This window comes from Arenibacter echinorum, from assembly GCF_003259375.1.
In the GTDB taxonomy this organism is placed as follows: domain Bacteria; phylum Bacteroidota; class Bacteroidia; order Flavobacteriales; family Flavobacteriaceae; genus Arenibacter; species Arenibacter echinorum.
The window spans coordinates 674,917-699,154 of the sequence record NZ_QLLN01000001.1 but is presented as its reverse complement, the minus strand read 5'-3'; the positions used below and the strand labels follow the sequence as shown (position 1 = coordinate 699,154).

The window sequence follows — 24,238 nt, the reverse complement described above, 5'->3', positions numbered from 1 at the left end:
ATTTAATGTGGTGATTTTCTAAACTGTGTTTTTTTACCCATTTCCTCAGACCATGCAATAACTCCATTATTTTTTGCCCATTCATTGTAAATAGCATCCATTTTTGCAATCGTTTCAGGTTGTGAAGCTGCTATATCGTTTGATTCGGTTCTATCGGTAAAAAGGTCATACAATTCCCACTCTTTGTTGTACTGATGAACACCTTTTAAATCGCCAAGCCATACCGCGCGATCACCAAACCACTCGAAACATATAGGTTGTTCCCTGTTCCAATCTTCGCCTTGCAATAGCGGTAAAAAACTTTCACCAACAAGAGGATTAGGTGTTACACCATTATAGCTTTCAGGATATTCAATGCCGGCTATATCCAATAATGTGGGCATTATATCTACCACATGGCTACCACCTTTCATTACCTTTCCAGCTTCTTTTTGATTTGGATAGCGTATGATAAACGGTGTTGCTACACCTCCTTCATAAGGAGATGATTTATAACTTCTTAATGGACTATTAGACACCTGTGCCCACTTTTTGGAATACGATTCCATTGAGCCCGCTGTACCCACAGGACCTTCATTTCGTTTTACTGTAAAAGGCATTTTGCCAACATCCATATTTTCAGCGCCATTGTCAGATAGGAAAATAACAACGGTATTGTCCAATTGACCAGTTGTACCTAAATAATTCAATAGTTTTCCGATATTTTGGTCCAAATTGTCTACCATAGCGGCATAAACTTCCATTTTCAGGGTCCATTCGCTTTTTTCTTCTGCAGTTAAACTATCCCAAGCTGGTAATAATTTATCTTTAAAGAGATTCCAATCTTCGTCAGCAAGTCCTAGCTTTTTTATATTTTCAAAACGTAGTTTACGTAGCTCATCCCAACCAGCGTCATATTTTCCTTTATACTTAGCAATATCTTCTGGTTTTGCATGTAATGGCCAGTGCGGAGAATTATAGGCCATATATAGTAGAAATGGTTTTTCTTCTGGATTGTTCTTTACAAAATCGATAGCTCTTGTAGTTAGTTCATCTGTTAGGTAAAAATCTTCCTTTTCTATGTTATAAACATCATTGCCTTCATACAAAAATGCTGTTGAAGGTGGACCTTTTAGTAATGGTTTAGTATCAAAATAACTAGCACCACCATCTAAAAAACCAAAGAAATTATCAAAACCACGTTGTAATGGCCAATGCGGTCTTTCATTACCTACGTGCCATTTACCGGCCATGTATGTTGAATAACCACCTTCTTTAAATACCTCGCCCAGGGTAAGGGATTCTTTATTAATGTAACCTTCATAACCTTTTACCCCAAAATCTTCATTGAAAAAACCCATACCTGCTTTGTGCGGATATTGCCCTGTAAGCAAGCTAGTGCGAGAAGGGGCACAAATGGTATTGGTGTAAAAACGTGATAGTCTTGTTCCTTCATTCGCAAGACGGTCTAAGCTGGGTGTGTTTATTTCCGATCCATAGTTTCCTAAATCTGAAAAGCCCATATCGTCTGCCATGATCAAAACTATGTTCGGCTTTTTTTCTGGCTGGGTAACCTCTTTTTTGTTTGTAGCAGCGTCTTTACAACTAAAGCAGAAAAGGGTAAAAACTCCTAAAATTAGTATTCTCATAAAACAATTTTTTTTAAATTTAAAACTTTCATTTACAGTCAGTAAAATATCCAATAGTGGTTTGTCTTTTTTAAAGAAACTAAGGATATTGAATTTCAAATTCTATATCCTTAGCATAAAACACTTATTCAATAAACAAAAACATACATTAGAATCTATAGGTCGCTGTCAAGAAATAAGCTCTTGGCATGCTTCCTTGGGTCGAAAATATAGCGTTAGGATTGTTGGCGATAAAATCTGGTGGAAAACCATCTCTGTTTAGTGCAGCAGGGAAACCTCCAGGTCCTTGCCATCCTAAAATTCCGTATTTATCCAAGACGTTGTTAATGTTCAATTGTAAACCGAATTTTTTGGAAAAATCATAACCGAAGGCTAAATCTACACTACCGAATGCTGGTAATAGAAATGAATTGGGCACGTTAGCCTGTCTTGCTCCCATATAACTATAGTTTAAAGAGGCATAGAATTTTTCACCGTTGTAAATTGGGTTAATATTGAATATTACGTTTGCACTGTTATCTGCTTCGTTGCCCGAGTAGTCAATAATGGTATCGTCAGCCGGTCCATCTCTACCTTCATTCCAAGTCGTGTATTTGTCGGCTTTAGCATATTGAATTACCGCATTACTTCTTACCATCCATTTATCAGTTAAATTAATGGTTGTTTCTAACTCAAAACCAAGAGTTGTATACTCGGCAAATTGAAAAGGAGGTGAATATCTCGTACCATCTTCATTTGAAAAGGTTTGAATATTAGGTACATTATTAAGGTTGCTGTAAAAAGGTGTTGCTACCAATTGTAGTTTCTCGGTATTTACTTTATAACCTATTTCAAATTGAGTTATTTCTTCCAGTAATGCTGGTGTATTTTCTACCAATGCATCATCATTTAAATCAAGGTAGAAGAAAGTTGATGGTGCTTTATTACCGCGAGCAAATCTGGCATAAATTGCTTGCTGGTCACTGAATTTATAGTTAAGACCTGCGGTATAAGAAAAACTATTTAATTTATAATCGTAATTAACAGGGGCACCTGCGGTACCACCACCGTTATCCCAAAGAGTAAGCGGGTTTCCATCAAGCCCACCAAAAGATGGATCATTTTGTCGTGGATTTGGAACACCAATAGAATTAAAACCTTTAGAGGTTACATCTTCATATCGCATCCCATAATCCAATGTAAGTTTTTCTGTAATCTTCCAATTATGACCAAAGAAAAGCGCAAAAATACCCTGTGTGGTTTCGCCATCATCAGAACCAGTCCATCCAACATTCATAAAGCCTTCTGGACTAGTAACGTCATAGGTTTGACCATTGTCTGCATCTAAAGTAATTTGGGCAGGAACCGGTTGGTTTTGAATTAAACCACCACTTAGACCCATACCTTTGCTCCAGTTGGTAATATCTAATTTAGAACGGCTATAAAAACTACCTAAATTAAAACTACTTTTCTCTGTTTTTTTAGTAAACACCAATTGATTGGCAATTTCATTTCTGTCAATATCTTGATAGAACAATGGCATGAACAACAGCGAATTTGGTTGAATGTTAGATCCAGGAAAATTATTGTTAGGCCCTGGTGTAAGAATTGCTGGAGGTCCAGGGACGGCATTTGGACCTACATTTGGCGCTAAATGAACAGTACCAAATTCCTGTCCTGTTCTCGGATCTGCAAAACGATATGTTCCTGTTCTGGCAGGATTTGGACCTGCAAACAAACCAGGTATTGCATAAAAAAGAAAACTGGTAGTGCTTATTGGCGTAACCACTGCTGTAGCGTTTCTTTCATCATCTTTTCTTGAATATTTAAAATCGTTCTTTAAAGAAAAACCATTGCCTAGATCCTGTTTCCAATTAAAACCAATAGAACGGTCTATGTTGTGTAATAAATCTGTAGAATTGATGGTTCTTGTACCCTCTTCATTAAAAGGAATTTCTATTGAAAAATCGTATAATGCGTATGAATCATATTTAGAAAAGCCATCTGCAATTTGTGGATCTTGCCAATTGGTAGATGGTATAAACGCCATTCTATCATTCTTATCATTTAGATATTTTAAGTTCAATTGAAAGAATCCTGTTTTATATTTTTTTACCAAGTTAGCTCTTATCTGACCACCTTTATTTACAGGATATCCACGATCTCTTGCGCCGTCCGATTGGCGGAAGAAACCTCCAACATTATAAGTCCAACCATTACTCATTGGTCCACCAACATTAAAGTCAGCCCTGTAATATGGGTTCTTTCCATTGCCTTCAAGACCATACTTGGCACGTACTTCACCAGCAAATTCATTACCTCCGATTTTAGAAACATAGTTGAAAATACCACCTGGGGCATTTGCACCAAGAATAGATGCGGTACCACCTCTAACGGCTTCTACTCTTGCCGTCATGGCATCAGCTCTCAAAAATAAATCTGGAAATAATTCCACATTTGTTATAGGTAGGCCATCTTCTTGTAAGGATACATATCTATAACCATTAATATTATCAATTGAGTTTGCCGAAAGTCCTCTTGAATAAACCGAGTTCCAAATTTCTCCCCGTGCTTGGTTTACAAAAACTCCCGGTATATTTTTCAATAAATCTGCTGAACTAGTAGGTGCAACTCTTGCCAATTGTTTGGCACCGATAGTTGTAATTGCCACAGAAGCATCCATACGACTTCGTGCATCAAAAACACCGGTAACAACAACATCATCTAATTGCGTAGCATCTTCTGCTAGCGAAACAGATACAGGTTGTGATTGCGGAACTGACACAGCAATTTTCTTTCTTATAAAACCTACATAAGAAATTATGACTTTGTAATCTCCAGAATCAAGACCGCTAAGTCTAAATTTTCCATCAAAATCTGTCATAGTTCCATTTTTTGTGCCTTCTATTAAAATGGAGGCACCAGGCAGTACAGCTCCAGTTTGATCTTGTACCTGACCAGTAATTTCGCCTGTTTGAGCTTGGGCAAAACCAATCAATAAGAATCCGAAACAAGATAAAAGTAGTCGAACGTAATTTTTCATTTAAGTAAGTTTAAGTTGAATAAAAAATGATATTAATTATTTTATTAGTTAAATATTATTAATATGTCAATAATGTTGCTCTCAAATTTCCAATATAATAATGATAATTGTGAATCAAAAAAAGAACAATACTATTCAAAATCAATACACAGTAAGTATTATATGCTAATAAAACAGGTTAAGCAAATAGTTATAGGCTTTTTAATTACAATAAGAATACCTTAATAACATTGATTATAGTAGGTGATGAATCAAAACTAAATATGCGATTTATATACAAACTAGAAGAAAACTAAATCCGTCTAATTTTTTTCCGCGTATTCTTTAGGAGAGAGTCCTGTTTGCTTTTTAAAGAAACGGGCAAAATTACTTGGTGTTTGATCACATAACTTTACGGCAATTTCAGAAATATTAAGCTGAGAATGTTGAATAAGGGTTTTGGCCTCTAGAATCAACATTTCTTTTAAAAGATCCTGTGCGGTTTTATCTATAGCAGTTTTAACACATTTATTAAGATAATTTGGAGTGACATTTAAAAGATTCGCATAATCAGAAATATTCTGAAATTCATAAATATGCTTAGTCAAAGCATGTTTATAACGCTTGGTAATTTCATAATTCGACTTTCTGTTTTTTGCAACAGTATGCACAGAAACGGCTTTTAGCTCTTCAAACATTGCCATTAAGTATAATGAAACCAGGTTTTTATTGTATTCTTCTTTTCTATATAACAAAAACAAACGCTCCAAAATATTTTCAACAACCTGCTTAGTATTTGGTTGTAGTTGCAGCACAGGATTTGATTGGTATTGAAAGAAACCATATTGTTCACTCAATAGAATCTTTGGAAAAAGATCAAATATCTTCTCATGAAAATGACAGTAAAAACCTTCTGCATCTTCACTAATCATTTCATGTTCTGTAATTTGATAGGCTGGCAGAAAAAAAATAGCTGGAGCATTAATAACATAGCTGTTTAGACCTTTACTTCTTTTAGAGGTTCCTTTTTTTAAAAAAAAGAAATCATGGTATGTTTTTCGGTGAGGCAGTACATGAAAGCTTTTTTTGTCTGAAATATCATCTACTCTGTTGATATGGAAGTCTGGGTGCTTTGTATTGGAAATTATTGGCAACCATTCAATAGACTGCATATGAAAATTAGAAATTTCATAAGAACTTAAAATGGGTATACTTTTCTCTTTTCCAATTTTCATAATTGCATCAAAAAGATTAGAGTTATGATTTTAAAATAGCAACAGCTCTAGTCCAGCCAGCACTTCCTCTTTCAATCTTTGCCGGAAAACAGGCAACTTTAAAGCCAAATGGGGGAAGTTTATCTAAGTTAGCCAATTTTTCAATTTGACAGTATTCTTTTTCAATACCCACATAGTGTGCTTGCCATATAACCCCAGCTCTTGGGTTCGCTTTAAAATCGGCAGCTTGCAAATGGAGTGGAATATCCCAACCCCAACCATCGGTGCCCATAACTTTTACACCCTGGTCAATAAGCCAATGTGTAGCTTTTGCAGAAGCTCCTACATGAATTTTTACATAATCAGGATCATGCAACCGTTTATCTGCGTCGCAACGTATAAGTACAATGTCATAAGGTTTCAAGGTGTAGTTTATGTCTTGTAACTTTTCAATTAAATCTTCAGGTTCAAACATATATCCATCAGGTTTGTCGGTGAAATTTAAAACAACACCATCTCTAAAAAACCAATCTAATGGCATCTCGTCGATAGTTCTCGAAGGTTTTCCTGCACAAGTTGGAAAGTAATGATATGGCGCATCTACATGTGTTCCAGAATGAGTATTTACCGTAAGAAATTCTCCAGCAGGACCGTTTCCATCAGGAAAAACAGAGCTGTCCACGCCTCCAAAAAGCATTCCTCCCATTTTTTTTGCTCCTTCCTTATGATCTTCATAAATGATGGTTGTTGGAAAAGGTTCTGTTATTTTTTCTGAAATAGTTACTGAAAGGTCTATAATTTTCATTATCTGTAATTCTTTAGGCTAAAAAATGTAAATTTCATAAAAATTATCTGCATTATGTAGTCATTTTTATGCCGATACCATTCATTATCAATACTTTTTATTGAATTTACGAAATATATCAAGAAATTGTATTCTAATTTAAACCTTTTTTGTTTAAAATATTCCCGTTAAAAATTTAATTTATGCAAAGTTTTACCATGAACGAATCTTTTCCCTTGAATGCTTGGTACGCGGTAGCATGGGATGTGGAACTGAAAAATGAATTATTGCCAAGAACCATTTGCAACAAGGCTTTGGTTTTATATCGAAAAAAAGATGGTACACCTGTAGCCTTAGAAGATGCCTGTTGGCACAGACTTTTACCCTTATCTAAAGGTAGTTTAAGGGAAGACACGGTTGTTTGCGGCTATCATGGCCTTGAGTATAATAGTGATGGGCGTTGCTCCTACATGCCATCGCAAGAAACAATAAACCCATCTGCGTGTGTTCGTTCGTATCCCGTAATTCAAAAATATCGTTTTATTTGGGTTTGGATGGGCAACCCTGCATTGGCCGATGAAACAAAAATTCCGGATATGCACTGGAACGACGATCCAGATTGGGCAGGTGACGGACAAATGATTTTAGTGCATTGCAATTACAGATTAGTGGTAGATAATTTGATGGACCTTACCCATGAAACCTTTGTGCATTCTGAGACTATTGGTGACCGAAATGTGGCCGAAGCACCTTTTGATGTACACTATGATGAGAATACGGCGACTGTTACCCGTTGGATGAAAAATATACAGCCCCCTCCATTTTGGAAAGGCCAATTAAATAAAGTATTTGACCATGATGGTACGGTAGATCGCTGGCAAATCATAAAATTTGAAGCCCCCTGTACCGTAAATATTGATGTTGGAGTGGCCAAAGCGAATACTGGTGCTCCAGAAGGTAACCGGTCACAAGGGGTTAATGGATACGTATTGAATACGATAACCCCTTCTACCAATCAAACCTGTCTCTATTTCTGGGCATTTAGCAGAAATTATAATTTAAAGGACCAAAGTAATACCACCGAACTTAAAAATGGCGTGGCCCATATTTTTTCTCAGGATGAGGATATTTTGGAAGCGCAGCAAAAGGCTATTAATGAAAATCCAGATCGTGAATTCTATAATTTGAATATTGATGCCGGTGCTATGTGGGCAAGAAGAATTACGGATAATATGGTGGCAAAAGAAAAGAAGGACTAATGCGATATAGAAATAGTTGGGAAGATGCCGTGGTGAGTAAAATGAAAAAAGTTGCAGATAATGTAATGCAAATTCAAATTACACCGGTAGGTAGTACAGAAGTCTTTACAGTGGGGTCACATTTGGATATTTCCGTTTTGATCAATGATTTACCAGAAATCAGGAGCTACTCTTTGGTTGGGCGGTACAGTCCAAATTCACCTTATACCATAGCGGTTAAACGGTTACCTGCAAGCCGAGGAGGATCTAAATATATGTGGGGTTTAAAAGAAGGAAGCAAGTTGCGCATTTCACAACCCACCAATCATTTTGAACTTAGTTTTAATACCCCAGATTATCTTCTTATTGCAGGGGGAATTGGGATTACTCCAATTCTTGGGATGGCCGAAGAATTGATGGCGCAAAATGATAAGAATGTACGAATGTTGTATTTGGGCAGGTCCGAAAAAGAAATGCCTTATATCAACTTGTCAAAGAAGCTGTTAGGGCAAAATTTAATTGTGCACTTCAGTGATGTTGATGGCTTTTTTGATACGTCAAAGATTATAGACCTTTCCAATACAGAAACCCAAATATACCTATGTGGACCCATTGGGTTAATGAATGCAATTCGTAAGACATGGGAAAACAGTCCATTTGCTAATCAAAATCTGCGCTATGAAACCTTTGGTGCTTCTGGCCTTTTTGCGCCCCAAGCCTTTACTGTGAAAATTCCAAGATTCAACAAAGAACTAAAGGTCAAGGAAAATCAGACCATGCTAAAAGCCTTAGAAGAAGCTCAGATAGCGGTCATGTACGACTGCAAAAAGGGGGAATGTGGTCTTTGCCAAGTAGATATCCTTGAAGTCAGTGGCGATGTTGACCACCGAGATTTCTTTTTTAGCGAGGCGGAAAAAGGGGAAAATAAAAAAATGTGTGCCTGTGTCAGTCGTATTGCTAATGGCGATGTGGTCATTGATACGGCATATCGGGGTACATAAATCAAATTACCTGGAAGATCAAGGATGGTACAACCAATTAAACAACTTTTGGACGAACGTTCCATCAGCATATTACAGTACGCCACTATTTTCATCTGCTTTTTAATGAACATTTTAGATGGTATGGACGTGCTGGTCATTTCCTATTGCGCGCCAGCTATTGCTAAGTCATGGAGAGTTAGTCCAGAGGTATTGGGAGCTGTTTTTAGTGCTGGTTTGGCAGGTATGGCAATAGGGGCATTAATGCTGGCTCCTTATGACGATTCGATAGGGCGTAAAAAAATGATTGTGCTGAGCGCTTTTTTAATGGGTATCAGTATGTTTTTAACGGGTTATACGGAGAGCGTTCTACAATTAATCGTATTATGTTTTATAAGTGGTCTGGGAATAGGAAGCATGTTGGCCAGTACCGCAGCTTTAACTGCGGAATATACCCCCAACGGAAGTAAGGACTTTTGGGTAAGTCTCGTTATTGGCGGTTACCCGGTAGGAGCCGTGATGGCGGGTTATGTTGCCGCTTATGTCATACCAACATACGGGTGGCAACTCATGTTTAAATTGGCAGGATTAGCATCGTTAGTAACCCTACCGTTAATTTACTTTTTTCTATCAGAATCAATTGAGTTCTATTTTAAAAAGCAACCAAAAGGTGCTTTGAAAAAAGTAAATCAAATTTTAAAAAATGCAACTGCAGCTATTAGCTGCATTACCACAAAAATCTCCTAAAAACCCGGGTATACCTGTTAAACAATTGCTTACTAAAGAGTTTAAACTACCTACCATACAATTATGGACGGCACTTTTCTTTGCCTTCGGATGCCTTTATTTTCTTGTGAGTTGGATTCCAAAATTAGCTTCTAACACAGGTTTGTCAATGGAATTGGCTATTTATGCAGGAACAATATTTAACATTGGTGCTTTTGTTGGAGTGGTCACCCAAGGATATATTTCATCCAGAATTGGGCTCAAAAAAACCATAGCCATATTCCTCGTTTCAACGGCTATTTTAATGGCTGTTTTTCAGGTTTTTATTGGAACAGATGCACTATTATTCATTTTCGGACTCTTAGGTTTTGGGGTTCAGGGTGGTTATGTTGGTTTGTACGCTGTGGCAGCAAGAATGTACCCTACCGAGTTTCGAACAACTGGTGTTGGCTGGGCCATTGGTGCTGGTAGATTAGGTGGTGTTCTGAGACCAGCACTTGGTGGTATATTAGTAGGTATGGGTTTAACCATGGCCACTAATTTCATGATATTTGCAATACTGGCTCTTTTAGCAGGCTTATTTGCTTATTTTATTTCTTCAAAGGAAATTTCATAAAACAATATTCTTTTTATCCCTTCCTAAATTCCCCAGGTGCCACGCCAACCCTTTTCTTGAAAAGTCGACTAAAATAAGCCGGGTCATTAAAATTGAGAAAATAGGCAACTTCGGCTATAGAGTAAGAGGTATTCAACAGGTATTTTTTAGCTTCATTTAAGGTAAAGTCCTGTACTACCTTAAGGGCAGATTTTCCGGCAACGGTTTGGCATACACGGTTCAAGTGGGTCTGGGTAATGCCAATGGCCTTTGCAAAGGCTTTTATAGAAAGTAGGTTGCTCGCGTTTTGGCGTATTAAATCTTGAAACTGCTGGTAATAGCCCAAATTTCGGTTGTTAGAGATCAGGGCATTGGCGGTTGTTCTAAACTGCTCTCGGTACAAGTGCAGGTACAGCAACTCAAAATAGGTGGTAATGGCCAAAAGTTTTTCTGGCGCCTCGGTCAATAGTTCTTGCTGAATTTTTGTTTTTAGGTACAGTATTTCTTTCACAATATCCGGTCGGTCCCCAAACGGAAAAGTAGCCAGACGTTTGCTTTCCTTTTTTAGCTGTAGGCGGTCTTTCAATATGGTTTCAAAAAAAGAAACGGATAGGGTAATAACATCTCCCGTAATGTTAGGTTCAAAATGAAATCCGTGCAATACATTCGCCGGTATAGTTACCACACAAGGAGCATCCAAAGCTGTTTTCTTTCCTTCAGAAAACAAAGTGCCACCTCCAGCTTCAATAATAAAAAGCTGAACCAAATCGGTATGAAAGTGCTCTTGAATTTCCCAAGAATAAATTTTACTGCGCTCTTCTAAGGGCTCCATATGAATAAAATCACTCACAAAAGACAAATGCTGGTCTCCATATAAGCCTTGATACCGCACAATTTCATTCATAAATGTATATTTTAAACAAGATATATTTTACATGAAAATAACATAAATACCTATTTTACAGATATATACTATTATATTTCAAATATACAACATTATAAATGTTTATTTTGTGCAAGCATTAAATGAATTTGTCCAATAGATTTTTAAGATATATATATACCTTCGATATCACAACTATTAAGTTTTAGCTATGAGCGATATCATACAAACTGGCTTTGACAGGGAAATTCAGCCAAACTATTTATACGAGGGCTATAAATCGACTCTTCTTAGGGCACCAACCAAGCCCTTAATAATGCCAAAAAAAGCTGACCTAACCTTATCCGGTCCGGTATTTAAAGATTTTGAATTAGGTGCATTGGATAGTGACCTTACTAAAAATGCCGTAAAAAATGGAGAGCCCCTTGGGGAACGAATTGTGGTGCATGGAAAAGTGACAAATGAAAAGGGGCATCCTATTCCATATACATTACTAGAAATCTGGCAAGCAAATTCCTCAGGACGTTATATTCATAAAGCGGACCAACACAATGCACCTTTGGACCCTAACTTTTCCGGGGCGGGCCGCTGTATGACTGATGCTGAAGGAAACTATAAATTTTACACCATAAAACCCGGAGCATATTCCTGGGGAAATCATCCGAACGCATGGCGCCCCAACCATATTCATTTTTCTTTATTCGGAGGCGATATTACCAGTAGGTTAATTACACAGATGTATTTTCCTGGTGACCCTTTACTTGAATTTGACCCCATGGTGCAATCCATCCCTCTAAAAGGAAGGGATTTGCTAATTTCAAAATTTGACCTCGCTTTAACGGAGCCAGATTTTGCTTTGGGCTTTCGTTTCGATATTGTTTTACGTGGTCACCATGCCACTCCATTTGAAAATCAATAAATAAAAATTGAACTCCATGGATAATAGAAACTTACAAACTCCATCTCAGACAATAGGTCCATTTTTTGCTTATGGACTCACGCCGACGCAGTATGATTATGAATTCGAATCTTGGGTCGATAATAACATGGTGGCAGATTTAGATGCTCCAGAAACTATAGAAATTTCAGGTTCGGTATTCGACGGTGAAGGAAAAACTATTAATGATGCTTTGGTTGAATTATGGCAAGATGATGGTGAACACAAATTGTATGGTAGATTTGGCACAGGCACCGATGAAAAGAACCGTTTTATTTTTAAAACTATCAAACCGAAATCCGTTGATGGTCAAGCTCCTTTTATAAACGTAATTCTATTTATGAGAGGACAATTACTTCATACTTATACACGTATATATTTTGATGATGAAGCTAATTTAAATCAATCTGATAAAATTTTAAATTTGGTAGAATCGGAGCGCAGAAACACTTTAATTGCTAAGAAAACTGAAGTTGGTTACACCATAAATATACATATGCAAGGCCAGAAAGAAACAGTCTTTTTTGACCTTTAATTAAAAAATAGATGGCTTTATATTCTCAAACTTTTTACGCTCGTGAATTAACTGAATTATTTTCAGACAGGATTGCCATATCCAAACTCTTACAAGTAGAAGCAGCTTTGGCGATTGCTCAAGCAGAAGTCGGAATCATTCCTGAAACGGCTGCAAAAATTATATCCGATTGCTGTGTTATAGATGCCATTGACCCTATCTCCTTAAAAAACGATATTGTGCTGGGTGGTAATGTGGCAATTCCTTTAGTAAAGCAACTAACCAAAGTAATAAAGAACAGAGATTTTGAAGCTTCTAAATATGTGCATTTTGGGGCTACGAGTCAAGATATTATTGATACGGCTACTATACTGACTATTAAGGAATATTTAATTTGGTTAGAAGAGAAACTAAATAGTTTAGAGAAAGCTTTATTCACGTTGACAAAAAAGCATTTGCATACGTTAATGATGGGCAGAACCCTTTTACAGCAAGCAAAACCAATAACTTTAGGATTAAAAACTGCTGGTTGGTTAGAAGGTATTTCGCGCACTAGAACAAGATTTAATGAACTAAAAAGTCGTTTGTATTGCATTCAGTTGGGTGGCGCCGTAGGTAGTGGTAATGCCAATATTACAACCGAGGTTCAAATGGCCTTCGCGAAAAATCTAGACTTGTATCCATCTTTTCCATGGCAGTCACAGCGAGATTCCTTAGCAGAATTTGCTTCTATTTTAGGAGTTCTGTCAGGTTCTTTGGGGAAAATAGCAAAAGATATTTCCTTACTCATGCAAACAGAAGTAGGGGAGGTTTTTGAAGGTGCCGAAGAAGGCAAAGGCGGTTCTAGCACCATGCCACATAAACGCAATCCTGTTGGCTGCGCACTTATTTTGAGCAATGCAACTCGCACACCCGGTTTGGTATCTACCATATTATCGGCTATGCCACAAGAGCATGAACGTTCTGCCGGACTATGGCATGCAGAATGGGAAACCTTAACGCAGCTCATGAATTTAACTGGCGGTTCTTTAGAAAAGTCCGTCGATTTAATAACGAATCTAGAGGTTGATAAAGACCGGATGCTCCAGAATATAGAGATTACGAACGGACTCATTTATGCCGAAAAGGTGTCACTGTATCTGTCAAAATCCATAGGAAAAATGCAAGCGCACGAATCCGTAAAAAAGGCGTGTACGTTGGCATTGCAACAACAAAAGCATTTAAAAGAGGTAGTGCAAGAAATGCACCCTCAAATAGAATCTATAGAAGACTTGTTCAAACCCGAAAATGCCATAGGCAATAGTGTGGTTTGGACAGAAAACATATTAAAAAAGTATTCATAAGTATATGAAAACAAACTATAAATTACAGGGAACACCCAACAGTCCCGTACTGATGTTCTCTAATTCTTTAGGGGCAGATTTAACCATGTGGGATGAATTGGCGCCGTATTTACTACCTTATTTTAGGGTTTTACAATATGATACGAGGGGGCATGGACAAAGTAGACTTACGGATGGACCCTACACTATAGAACAATTGGGCCAAGATGTAATTGACCTCTTGGATAAATTGAAAATAGATAAAGTGTATTTCTGCGGCTTGTCCATGGGTGGGTTGATCGGTCAGTACTTGGGCATCAACCATCCAGACCGTTTGCACAAACTCATTATCAGTAATACAGATTCTAAGATTGGTACTGTGGAAGGATGGAACGACCGTATTAAAACCATCAATGAACAAGGCATGCAAGCTATCGTAGATGCCACAATGGAAAAATGGTTTACCGAAAGCTATCACCAAACTCATCCATCCCGCGTAGCGGAAATGAAAAAAATATTCTTGGCGAACAGAACAGAAGGATATACCGCCTGTTGTTCTGCAATTGGCAATGCTGATTTTAGGGCGGATATTAAACAAATTCAGCTAGAGACTTTAATCATTACAGGTGATGAAGATACTGTTACCAATGTGGCCCAAGCCGAAATCATGCAAAAAGAAATAGCAGGTGCTGAGATAAAAGTATTTCATGCCAGACATCTGCCAAGCACCGAATTACCATCATATTATGCAGAAACGCTTATCAATTTTATAGTCGGCGAAGATACTTTTGATAGAGGTATGCATGTGCGTAGAACGGTTTTAGGTGATGCCCATGTAGATAGGGCCAACGGAAACAAGAATGAATTCAACACCGATTTTCAAGAATTTATTTCGCATTATGCATGGGGAGAAATATGGACCCGACCGGGTTTGCCCAAACACAGCAGAAGCCTTATAACCCTTGCTATGTTAATACCGCTCAATAAAAAAGCGGAGTTTAAAATGCATGTAAAAGCAGCCTTTAATAATGGTGTAACCAAAGATGAAATCAAAGAAGTGATTCTACAATCAGGTATTTACTGTGGTTTACCGGCGGCAAACGATGCCATGCATTCGGCAGAAGAAGTATTTACTGATTTAGGAATAGACTACTAGCCGGATGATAAATATCAAAACACAAGTAGGAATTATAGGTGCCGGACCTTCTGGGATGGTCTTGGCAAATTGGTTGAAAAAACACGATATAGATGCCGTAGTCATAGAACTGCGTTCACGGGAATATGTTGAAGGTAGGGTTCGTGCCGGGTTGGTAGAACAGAACACCAAAGATATCTTGAAGGAATTGGGTCTTGATGCCCGAATGAAAAAAGAAGGCATTGTTCATGATGGCGTATACCTTAGCTTTGATGAGGAACGTGTTCATATCCCTTTTGGCGAATTAACCGGCGGCAGAACCATAACTATTTACGGTCAGCAGGAAATTACCAAAGACCTTACGGATGCTTGGTTGCAAGAGGGCGGAGAACTGCACTTTGAAACCATGGCGACCAAAATAGTAGATTTTGATACGAAGCGCCCTAAAATACATTTTGAAAAAGATGACGAAGAAGGAATTCTAGAATGCGATTTTGTGGCGGCCTGTGACGGTTTTCATGGCATTGGAAGAAAGACCTTGCCAAAGAAAAGTTTCCATTCCTATGATATTACTTATCCGTTCAGCTGGTTGGGAATATTGGCAAATGTAGCACCTTCAACAGATGAATTAATATATGCATATCACGAGAATGGTTTTGCATTACATAGTTTACGTTCAGAAACCGTAAGTAGATTGTATGTTCAGGTAGACAATGATGAATCGGTAGATAATTGGTCAGACGACCGTATTTGGAGCGAACTTTCCCAACGTCTTGCGGCCCCTGGATTTGACTTGGAAAAAGGTCCTATTTTTGAAAAAAGCATTACCCCAATGCGTAGCCATATGATTGATAGTTTACGAAGTGGCAGATTATTATTGGCTGGCGATGCGGCTCATATAGTTCCACCAACAGGTGGTAAAGGAATGAACTTGGCAATTGCCGATGTAAAACATATGGTTGACGCCTTTGTGGCCTATTATAAAACGAATTCTGAAAAGTTACTCGACACCTATACCAATGATGCCCTTCGTAGAATATGGAGAGCGCAGGACTTCTCTAATTTCATGACCAAATTATTTCACAAACAAGACGCTCATGGATCATTTACCTATCGCTTACAAAAAGCAAAAGTTGATTATTTAAAAGTGTCGAAGGCATACAGAACTACCATTGCAGAAAACTATGTAGGGCTACCGTTTGAATCGTTTAAAAATTAAAAACCAATGAAAACAGTTCCAATAATAAGTGCTGAAAAAGCAGCAAGTTTAGTAAAAGATGGCGACATCATTTTAGGGGGTGGCTTTGGTATGACGGGTAACCCCGTGAATATCATTCATGAATTGGCAAAGACCAAAACAAAAGACCTCACTTTTATCGCGAACAATGTAGGCGAACCCAATATGGGCGGTGGTCGCTTGTTGAACAATGGACAATTAAAGAAAATGATCGGTTCTTTTTTCACTTCGAACAGAGAAGCCGTTTTAGCGGCACAAGAAGGTCGTGTGGAATATGAATTATTGCCTCAAGGCACATTGGCAGAAGCTATACGGGCAGGTGGTGCAGGTATTGGCGGATTTTATACGCCCACATCAGCAGGAACCTTAATCGCTGAAGGACGAGAAACCAAAATGCTTAATGGAAAAGAGCAAGTTTTTATAGAAGGTATTAGAGGAAATGTAGCCATCATAAGAGCATGGAAAGCAGATACGGCAGGAAATCTGCAATACCGCATGACGGAACAAAATTTCAATAGAGCAATGGCAACAGCTGCTGATATTGTAATTGCCGAAGTGCAAGAAATTGTTCCTAACGGGGATATTGACCCTAACGAAATTCATACTCCAGGTTGTTTTGTGGACTATTTGGTGGAGCGAAAACTAACGGAAGAAGATTTGGGTTCATCAGCATCCGTAGGTTCGTCAAAAGTAATTGATAAAAAACGGATGAATATGGCCAAACGTGCGTTTGCGGAATTAGAAAAAGGCGATGTGGTGAATCTTGGAATTGGCATCCCAACTTTAGTAGCTGACTTGATAAAACCAGAAGACGGAATAATTCTTCATACCGAAAACGGAATGCTAGGTGTAGGCCCCGAACCAAAAGATGGTGGCGGCGCTATGTATTATCCTGTAAATGCAGGTAAAGTGCCCGTTACGGCGTTGCCTGGAAGCAGTTATTTTGATAGCGCCGATAGTTTTGCCATGATTCGTGGCGGGCATATTGATGTGGCCATTATGGGGGGTCTGGAAGTGGACGCCCAAGGAAACCTGGCCAACTGGGCCGTGCCGGGTAAGCCCCTTTTAGGAGTAGGGGGTGCGATGGATTTGGCGTCCGGAGCGAAAAAATTAATCATTACCTTAGGTCATACCGATAGGGAAGGCGCCTCTAAAGTTGTGGAAAAATGCAGTTTGCCCATTACCGATTTTAATTGTGTAGATATGTTGATTACAGAATTAGCGGTATTTAAATTTATAGAAGGAAAATTAACCTTGATTGAAATTTTACCAGGCAGTAGCTTGGAAGAAGTCCGTGAAAAGACAGCAGCAAAATTTGTAGAACAGTTATCCTAAGAAAATGAATGAAGCATATATAGTTGACGCCATACGAACACCCATTGGAAGTTTTAGAGGCGCTTTGGCACAAGTAAGAGCGGATGATTTGGCAGCAATACCCATCAAAGCTTTATTGGAAAAATATCCTGATTTACCAAAAGATGTAATTGATGATGTGATTCTTGGATGTCATAATCAAGCAGGAGAAGACAACAGAAATGTGGCTAGAATGGCTTTGCTCTTAGCAGGTTTGCCTTATACAGTTCCTGGTGAAACCGTTAATAGGTTATGTTCTTCAGGGATGTCAACCGTAGTGCAGGCGAATAGAGCAATTAAAGCTGGTGACGGTGATGTTTTTATTGCCGGCGGTATGGAACATATGTCTAGAGGTCCTTTGGTGATTTCAAAGTCATCCATAGCATTTGGGAACGATTCCAAAATGGAAGATTCTAGTTTCGGTTGGCGTTTTGTCAACAAGAAACTGCATGAAATGTATGGTACCGATGCGATGGGCATCACGGCAGAGAACTTAGCTGAACTATTTAATATTAGTAGGGAAGACCAAGATTTGTTCGCCTATAATTCTCAAATGAAAGCTACTAAGGCACAACAAAAAGGAATTCTGTCTGAAGAAATTTGCAACGTGGAAATACCACAGCGAAAGGGAGACCCCATTATCGTGAGTCAAGATGAATTTATAAGACCGAGTACAACCTTAGAAAAACTAGCCACCTTAAGAACTGTCTTCAAAAAAGATGGAACGGTAACAGCAGGGAATGCATCAGGATTGAATGACGGTGCGGCAGCCATGCTAGTCGTTTCAGAAGATGCCTTGAAAAAATATAATCTCACTCCTAAAGCTAGAATAGTAGCTTCGGCTGTAGTAGGTGTAGAACCAAAAATAATGGGTATTGGTCCAGTGGAAGCCACCAAAAAGGCTTTACAAAAGGCCGGACTTCAACTATCGGACATGGATGTTATGGAGTTTAATGAAGCCTTTTCCGCCCAAGCATTGGCCTGTACCAGACAGCTAGGTTTGGAAGATAACGATCCAAGAATTAATCCCAATGGAGGTGCAATTGCTCTTGGGCACCCTTTAGGCATGTCCGGCACTAGGATCATACACGCGGCCATGAACCAGTTGGTGCGCTCCAATGGCCGGTTTGCTTTGGCAACTATGTGTGTGGGGGTTGGAATGGGCTATGCGACAATTATTGAAAATATGGAACAATTGAGCCAACTAAAAAGAAAATAGGATTAAATAGGTATAGGTAGTAAAGGCTTACAAGTTTGTATATTGTTAATACTGTACACCCTAACAGTTGGTTTCCAAATTCACAATGTCTAACTGAAGACAAAGATAAGAGTTTATTAAAATCAAGAGGAATGGTTTCATTCTATGGAATTTTAAAGGGGATTGGGACACTGTGATTTCCAGGCTAGGAAGTACTATTTAAGGTTATATTAATATTATGAGGCCCAACCTTCACTTAAACACATTTACAAATAAATTACTGTAAAATATTCATTTCCGTTTTTGTTGCCAAATAAAAGAAACCTAGAGGATATTATGTGTTATAATATAGTAATACAGGTACGTCAAAATACAAAAGTGAGACATTTTTTGATTTTTTACAAGGACGGTATTAGAATTAATGAACCACTGCTTTTTGATTTTCAAAACCATATACATTTCAATTCAGCATATTCATAAAACAATGATATTGAGCAACTTCTGAGAACTGTAATAGTTTTGTGTATAATTCGACAATATCGAATAAAAACGAGCCTAAAGCGAGCGTTTTTGCAAAGTAAATAATCCCCGGGGCAAGCCCACGGGGCATTATTGTATTTTGCAAAACAACCCAAATGTTAGAGTAACAAAGAAACTCGTTGTGGCTCTTATGCATATGGGTGCTTGAGCTCACGCTCAAGATTACTGCTTTTTTTCGTGCGAGGCGAGCCTCGGGGTATTTACCCCTTTAGAATAAAAAGGCGTTCAATCCTCTTGAACGCCTTAATTTACTATGCGGACGGGACTCGAACCCGCTGCGTTACAGAAAGATTATAAAATCTGAAATGAATAAGATTAATAAATCGAAGCAGTTAGTTAGTTTCAATGGAAATTAATCCCAAGTACATGACTAAAGTTCTTATTTCAAATTAAAATTGATAATTATACTAGTAATATTGGAATACAATTCTGCAAATCAAACCATATAAACCAATATAAGACCAAATATTGAGTGCAAATTGAGTGCAAATAAAAAAACCTTAAAGAAATAAATCTCTAAGGTCTTGATTTTTAAGTGATGGCACTAGGATTCGAACCTAGGACCGCCTGCTTAGAAGGCAGGTGCTCTATCCAGCTGAGCTATGCCACCATTCACTAGTTATGACAAGTTCTGTCTTTAGCGGCTGCAAATATACAATTATCATTAATTACTGCGCAACTTAATTCATAAAAAAAAAACCTGTCCATTATAACCCTAAATCCAACGGATATTTATCCCCAAATTCTTACCTGACCACAACTTTATGCTTTTACTTATCAATGCTAACCCATTTATTACTTAGACATTATTATTTTTCCAATAAAGTGAATGATGTAATTACATATTTTAATTACTTAAGTAGATTTTAATAATTTTTATTCATAAGTTAACAGTTAATTTAAAATTGGATGATAAAATTATCCCTAGAAATAACGTAAGCATCATATGAAGCCAAATTACATACGGTTTTTTGTAAACTACATCTTACTTATTTCTTGTCTTTCTGTTCAATCCCAAAAACAGGTAACCTTTCGTCCCTTATCTGTAAAAGACGGATTGTCGCAAAATTCAGCAATTTCAATAACCCAAGACCGTACAGGATTTTTATGGATTGCAACCCAGGACGGTTTAAACAAATATGATGGCCGAAGTTTTGAAAAGTACAAGCAGTACTTCAAGGATATTACCAATCCCACATACAGCAAACTAGGAAAGGTTTTTGTTGATAGCAACGATGAACTATGGATTATTCCCATATCGCAAATACCTCACAAATTAAATAAGAACAACAACACTTTTGAACCCCTAAACGAAATAGTAGATGCCAGTACCATTTTTGAAGACCAACAAAAAAACCTTTGGTTCGGAAGTTTTTCAACGGGTCTCTATAAATTATCATTCCAAACCAAAAAAATAGAGCATATAATTGGCCCGGATAAAGTAAGTGGCATAAACGCCATCACCCAAGACCCCTCTGGCAATCTTTGGCTTAGTTGCGAAAAATATATAATACAAATAGATCCTCAACAACCGGAAAAAATAAACTACCATTATCCCGATGGCAATAAAAATTCCATTTCCAATTATAGCTTTATTCTTTTTGACCATGAAAACAATCAATGGGTCGGGACATTTGGGGAAGGTGTTTGGTACAGGGAACCCAAGGCCAGCTTGTTTAAGCGCCCGGATATTTTTATTGAAGATTTAAAAAGTAGCCTTAATTCCATTTATGTGCTCAGCATGTTACTGGACACTAAAAATCAGTTGTGGATTGGGACCTATGGCGATGGACTTTTTAAAATTGATATTGCACAAAGTCAATTAAACCAATATTTACCTGAAAAACACAATCCCAAAACCATTCAGTACAAAGATATCCTAAGTATTTACGAGGACTATACAGGTACTATTTGGTTTGGAACCGATGGTGCAGGGCTAAATTATTATGACCCCCTCTTGGAAAAATTCAACTCCGTAATCAACTTTCAAACACCGGAGAATATAAATATTGATGTAGTACGATCCATAACCTTGGATGCGCAAAATAATGTTTGGATAGGAACAAGTGGCAAAGGTCTGTCCAGGTTCTCCCCCAAAAAAAATATATGGCACAACTATCAGACCGATAATAAAAAAGGGATTAGATCCAATAGAATTATGAGCTTGCTCAGCGATAATGATGGAGATCTATGGATTGGCACCCAAGAGGGCGGACTACATATTATGGATGTAAAGGAGAATATAATTGAATATCCAAAGCTCAAAAATCTTGAAAATGTTACCGTTTGGTGCATACAGAATGACACCGATGACGATAAATGGATAGGTACCAGGGAGAGTGGACTTTTTAAGGTAAATAAAAACAAGGGTATCCTAAGAACGTTTAACAAAAACGATTCCGCCAACGGACTTCCTTCCAACAATATCAGGGCAATTGCCCAGGAAGCCGGTCAATTTATATGGGTAGGTACCCAGGACGATGGTATTTGCAAGATAAACCTTAAAACCAATGAAATTAAAGTGTATAGACATGAGCCCGGAAATGCAAATTCCTTGGCCAGTAACCAGATAAAATCCCTGTACTACGACAATAAGGGAATCTTATGGATCGGCACCAACGGCAATGGCCTGTGTGCCTTTGATATAGTAAATGAGCAATTCTATAACTACACCGTAAAAGAAGGGTTGGCCAATGACGTGATTTATGCCGTTTTGCCTGATGAACAAAATAATTTATGGTTAAGTTCCAATAGGGGCATCACCAAATTTTACGTCCCCGAAAAACTGGATTCGACCTCTAAAATTGTCAATTACACCAATTATGACGGACTTGCCACAGAATTTAATACCGGGGCCTATTTTAAGGCGAGAAATGGCAACTTGTATTTTGGAGGGTTGGAAGGTTATTATTGGTTTAACCCTTCGGACATTGAAATAAGTACCGTACTTCCAAAAACGGTAATCACCAAGTTTGAAGTTTTTAACACTCCAAAACCGCTAATTCCCAATGCAAAGCTCAAATCTAAGGAAAACACCGTTGCTTTTTCATTTGCCAGTTTACAATACTCTCTTCCCATTAAAAATCAATATCAATTTAAACTTGAGGGTTACGATGCCGATTGGACCTTGTCCGGTAACGAGAATAGTGCTAGATATACCAATTTACCCCCGGGCAACTACACTTTTAAGGTTATATCCAGTAATTACGATGGGGTCTGGAACAATAAGGAGGATTCCTATAGCTTTATAATTAATAAACCCTGGTACTTGACCAATAGTGCAATTCTAATTTACCTATCGCTATTTTTTACTACTATCTATTTAATATACCGATATTTCAAATGGAGGTGGAATATGCAAATGCAATTAAAATTTGAACGCCAAGAAACCATTAGATTTAAGGAATTAAACGATTTTAAAGCAAAATTATACTCCAATATTTCCCATGAGTTTAGGACACCTTTGACCTTAATTAACGGGCCCATTAAAAAACAGCTGGAAAACGATCTAAAGCCCGATTTAAAAAAGGACCTGATGCTGGTAGATAAAAATACCAAAAGGCTTCTGGATTTAGTGAATCAAATGATGGAATTGAACAAATTGGATACCGGTTCCCTTAAACTTAATCCAGAAGAAATACATTTGGGAGGCTTTATCCTGTCGTTATTGGAACCCTTTGAATATCTAGCTAAAAACCACAATCTAGTTTTTTCGCACAAGGTGGGTCCTATGTCCATGACCCTATTTGACCCTGATATTATGGAAAAGATTGTTGGTAATCTTTTGAGCAATGCCATTAAGTATACCTCTGAGGGTGGTACTATAGACTTTAGGGCCGAGGTAGCTCAAACCGATCATTTAATAATAAACATATCCAACGATATAGATAATATTATTGAAAAAGATACCAATAAACTATTTGAAAGATTCTTCCAGGCCAGTCAAACCAATGAAGGCACAGGAATTGGACTATCCTTGGTCAAGGAATTGGTGGAACACCTTAAAGGAACCGTCAACGCTTCATACTCCAATGATCATAAAAAAATATTCTTCAATTTAGAAATTCCCGTCCATCTAATCAATGATGATGATGAAATTCCCGAAGAAGTAGTTACTCCAACAAATGGCCCAGGAACCATCACCAAAAAATCCAGTGAAGTCCAGCCTCTAATATTATTGGTGGAAGACAATGTATCCCTTTTAAATTTTATGTCTTCCCTTTTGGAGGATGAATACAAGATCATTACTGCCAAAAATGGAGAGGAAGGGGTGCAAACTGCCCTCAAAAAAATTCCGGATCTCATAATCACGGATCTTATGATGCCCAAACTTAATGGGATAGAACTTTGTAGCCAATTAAAGAATGATGAAAAAACTTCCCATATCCCGATCATAATGCTAACCGGAAAAACCGATCCGGAAAACGAAATTGCAGGCTTGCAAAGTGGTGTAGAAGAATATATGATAAAGCCATTTAACCCAAAGACCTTTCAAATAAGAATAGAAAACATTTTAACAACTAGAAAAAAACTTAGGGCACATTACAATAAAGAGAATGTTTTTAAGCCCAAGGACATTGCCTTTACCTCAACCGATGAGAAATTCCTACTAAAGGTTGAAGATATCCTGAATAACTATATACAGGATACTGAATTTTCCGCTGAAAAGTTCAGCCAACTTCTCGGAATGAGCCGAATGCAGTTACATAGAAAATTAATCGCCCTAACCGGTCACAGCACTACCGCATTTATACGTTTGGAAAGATTAAAGCAAGCACAGAAACTTTTAGAAAAGCCAGGAATAACCGTAGCGGAAGTGGCTTATACCACCGGATTTAATAGTCCATCATATTTTATAAAATGCTATAAAAAAACCTTCGGAAAAACTCCTACCTCCTAAATCCAAAGGGTTATAGCCTAAAAAAGAGTTACATCTGTACTATCTTATGTTAC

At 37.8% G+C, this 24,238-nt stretch carries 17 protein-coding genes and 1 tRNA gene; 12 read left to right on the top strand and 6 right to left on the bottom strand.

Features of this window, described 5'->3' with window-relative positions; translation table 11 throughout:
* Window positions 1–2 precede the first annotated feature (2 nt).
* The 4 genes from LV92_RS03030 to LV92_RS03015 form a co-directional block, all read right to left on the bottom strand.
* Window positions 3–1,727 (bottom strand): arylsulfatase, encoded by a 1,725-nt coding sequence (locus tag LV92_RS03030; protein WP_245946224.1) that lies wholly within the window; start codon window positions 1,725–1,727, stop codon window positions 3–5.
* A gap of 49 nt (window positions 1,728–1,776) precedes the next feature.
* Complete coding sequence (locus LV92_RS03025) at window positions 1,777–4,650, bottom strand: TonB-dependent receptor (protein WP_111622151.1); 2,874 nt, start codon at window positions 4,648–4,650, stop codon at window positions 1,777–1,779.
* Window positions 4,651–4,952: 302 nt separating this feature from the next.
* Entirely contained in the window at window positions 4,953–5,864 is a 912-nt protein-coding gene (locus LV92_RS03020; RefSeq protein WP_111622150.1) for a helix-turn-helix domain-containing protein, read from the bottom strand.
* A 22-nt stretch (window positions 5,865–5,886) separates the two neighbouring features.
* Complete coding sequence (locus tag LV92_RS03015; RefSeq protein ID WP_111622149.1) at window positions 5,887–6,648, bottom strand: cyclase family protein; 762 nt, start codon at window positions 6,646–6,648, stop codon at window positions 5,887–5,889.
* 182 nt (window positions 6,649–6,830) lie between these two features.
* On the opposite strand from LV92_RS03015, the gene LV92_RS03010 reads away from it, so the two are divergent.
* The 4 genes from LV92_RS03010 to LV92_RS21870 all read left to right on the top strand — a co-directional run bounded on the left by LV92_RS03010 (window position 6,831) and on the right by LV92_RS21870 (window position 10,187).
* Window positions 6,831–7,886, top strand: coding sequence for an aromatic ring-hydroxylating dioxygenase subunit alpha (locus LV92_RS03010; protein ID WP_211322919.1), 1,056 nt, complete (start codon window positions 6,831–6,833; stop codon window positions 7,884–7,886).
* A complete protein-coding gene (locus LV92_RS03005; RefSeq protein WP_111622148.1) occupies window positions 7,886–8,866 on the top strand; it encodes a PDR/VanB family oxidoreductase in 981 nt (326 codons plus the stop codon). Before LV92_RS03010 ends, LV92_RS03005 begins: the two co-directional genes overlap by 1 nt.
* Before the next feature lie 105 nt (window positions 8,867–8,971).
* Complete coding sequence (locus LV92_RS21875; protein WP_211322918.1) at window positions 8,972–9,592, top strand: MFS transporter; 621 nt, start codon at window positions 8,972–8,974, stop codon at window positions 9,590–9,592.
* Window positions 9,549–10,187 (top strand): MFS transporter, encoded by a 639-nt coding sequence (locus tag LV92_RS21870; protein ID WP_211322917.1) that lies wholly within the window; start codon window positions 9,549–9,551, stop codon window positions 10,185–10,187. Before LV92_RS21875 ends, LV92_RS21870 begins: the two co-directional genes overlap by 44 nt.
* Before the next feature lie 13 nt (window positions 10,188–10,200).
* Here LV92_RS21870 and LV92_RS02995 read toward each other — a convergent pair whose 3' ends face one another.
* The gene (locus tag LV92_RS02995; protein ID WP_111622147.1) at window positions 10,201–11,070 is read right to left on the bottom strand and encodes a helix-turn-helix domain-containing protein; all 870 of its coding nucleotides are present in this window, start codon (window positions 11,068–11,070) and stop codon (window positions 10,201–10,203) included.
* 190 nt (window positions 11,071–11,260) lie between these two features.
* Here LV92_RS02995 and pcaH point away from each other — a divergent pair, with 190 nt between their 5' ends.
* Genes pcaH through pcaF form a run of 7 tightly spaced genes read left to right on the top strand, consistent with a single transcriptional unit; the run spans window position 11,261 to window position 18,766 of the window.
* Entirely contained in the window at window positions 11,261–11,968 is a 708-nt protein-coding gene (pcaH, locus tag LV92_RS02990; RefSeq protein WP_111622146.1) for a protocatechuate 3,4-dioxygenase subunit beta, read from the top strand.
* A gap of 16 nt (window positions 11,969–11,984) precedes the next feature.
* Complete coding sequence (pcaG, locus tag LV92_RS02985; protein WP_111622145.1) at window positions 11,985–12,521, top strand: protocatechuate 3,4-dioxygenase subunit alpha; 537 nt, start codon at window positions 11,985–11,987, stop codon at window positions 12,519–12,521.
* An 11-nt stretch (window positions 12,522–12,532) separates the two neighbouring features.
* A complete protein-coding gene (gene pcaB, locus LV92_RS02980) occupies window positions 12,533–13,843 on the top strand; it encodes a 3-carboxy-cis,cis-muconate cycloisomerase (RefSeq protein WP_111622144.1) in 1,311 nt (436 codons plus the stop codon).
* Between the two features lie 4 nt (window positions 13,844–13,847).
* On the top strand, window positions 13,848–14,978 hold the full coding sequence (gene pcaDC, locus LV92_RS21975) for a bifunctional 3-oxoadipate enol-lactonase/4-carboxymuconolactone decarboxylase PcaDC (RefSeq protein ID WP_111622143.1): 1,131 nt from the start codon (window positions 13,848–13,850) through the stop codon (window positions 14,976–14,978).
* 4 nt (window positions 14,979–14,982) lie between these two features.
* A complete protein-coding gene (locus LV92_RS02970; RefSeq protein ID WP_111622142.1) occupies window positions 14,983–16,176 on the top strand; it encodes a 4-hydroxybenzoate 3-monooxygenase in 1,194 nt (397 codons plus the stop codon).
* A gap of 6 nt (window positions 16,177–16,182) precedes the next feature.
* The gene (locus LV92_RS02965; protein ID WP_111622141.1) at window positions 16,183–17,529 is read left to right on the top strand and encodes a 3-oxoacid CoA-transferase; all 1,347 of its coding nucleotides are present in this window, start codon (window positions 16,183–16,185) and stop codon (window positions 17,527–17,529) included.
* 4 nt (window positions 17,530–17,533) lie between these two features.
* Window positions 17,534–18,766 carry a 3-oxoadipyl-CoA thiolase gene (pcaF, locus tag LV92_RS02960; RefSeq protein WP_111622140.1) on the top strand — a complete coding sequence of 411 codons (1,233 nt, stop codon included), beginning with the start codon at window positions 17,534–17,536 and terminating at the stop codon, window positions 18,764–18,766.
* Window positions 18,767–19,821: 1,055 nt separating this feature from the next.
* Here pcaF and LV92_RS02955 read toward each other — a convergent pair.
* Window positions 19,822–19,895 (bottom strand) — tRNA-Arg (locus LV92_RS02955).
* A 336-nt stretch (window positions 19,896–20,231) separates the two neighbouring features.
* Here LV92_RS02955 and LV92_RS02950 point away from each other — a divergent pair.
* The gene (locus LV92_RS02950; protein WP_111622139.1) at window positions 20,232–24,185 is read left to right on the top strand and encodes a hybrid sensor histidine kinase/response regulator transcription factor; all 3,954 of its coding nucleotides are present in this window, start codon (window positions 20,232–20,234) and stop codon (window positions 24,183–24,185) included.
* Window positions 24,186–24,238 lie beyond the last annotated feature (53 nt).

Bases quoted from the DNA above. Each gene is read 5' to 3' on its own strand.
- LV92_RS03010 (WP_211322919.1), top strand. From the start codon at position 6,831: ATGCAAAGTTTTACCATGAACGAATCTTTTCCCTTGAATGCTTGGTAC.
- LV92_RS21875 (WP_211322918.1), top strand. From the start codon at position 8,972: ATGAACATTTTAGATGGTATGGACGTGCTGGTCATTTCCTATTGCGCG.
- pcaG (WP_111622145.1), top strand. From the start codon at position 11,985: ATGGATAATAGAAACTTACAAACTCCATCTCAGACAATAGGTCCATTT.
- LV92_RS02950 (WP_111622139.1), top strand. From the start codon at position 20,232: ATGAAGCCAAATTACATACGGTTTTTTGTAAACTACATCTTACTTATT.
- pcaB (WP_111622144.1), top strand. From the start codon at position 12,533: ATGGCTTTATATTCTCAAACTTTTTACGCTCGTGAATTAACTGAATTA.
- LV92_RS03015 (WP_111622149.1), bottom strand. From the start codon at position 6,648: ATGAAAATTATAGACCTTTCAGTAACTATTTCAGAAAAAATAACAGAA.
- LV92_RS21870 (WP_211322917.1), top strand. From the start codon at position 9,549: ATGCAACTGCAGCTATTAGCTGCATTACCACAAAAATCTCCTAAAAAC.
- LV92_RS03025 (WP_111622151.1), bottom strand. From the start codon at position 4,650: ATGAAAAATTACGTTCGACTACTTTTATCTTGTTTCGGATTCTTATTG.
- LV92_RS03005 (WP_111622148.1), top strand. From the start codon at position 7,886: ATGCGATATAGAAATAGTTGGGAAGATGCCGTGGTGAGTAAAATGAAA.
- LV92_RS02965 (WP_111622141.1), top strand. From the start codon at position 16,183: ATGAAAACAGTTCCAATAATAAGTGCTGAAAAAGCAGCAAGTTTAGTA.
- pcaH (WP_111622146.1), top strand. From the start codon at position 11,261: ATGAGCGATATCATACAAACTGGCTTTGACAGGGAAATTCAGCCAAAC.
- pcaF (WP_111622140.1), top strand. From the start codon at position 17,534: ATGAATGAAGCATATATAGTTGACGCCATACGAACACCCATTGGAAGT.
- pcaDC (WP_111622143.1), top strand. From the start codon at position 13,848: ATGAAAACAAACTATAAATTACAGGGAACACCCAACAGTCCCGTACTG.
- LV92_RS03020 (WP_111622150.1), bottom strand. From the start codon at position 5,864: ATGAAAATTGGAAAAGAGAAAAGTATACCCATTTTAAGTTCTTATGAA.
- LV92_RS02970 (WP_111622142.1), top strand. From the start codon at position 14,983: ATGATAAATATCAAAACACAAGTAGGAATTATAGGTGCCGGACCTTCT.
- LV92_RS02995 (WP_111622147.1), bottom strand. From the start codon at position 11,070: ATGAATGAAATTGTGCGGTATCAAGGCTTATATGGAGACCAGCATTTG.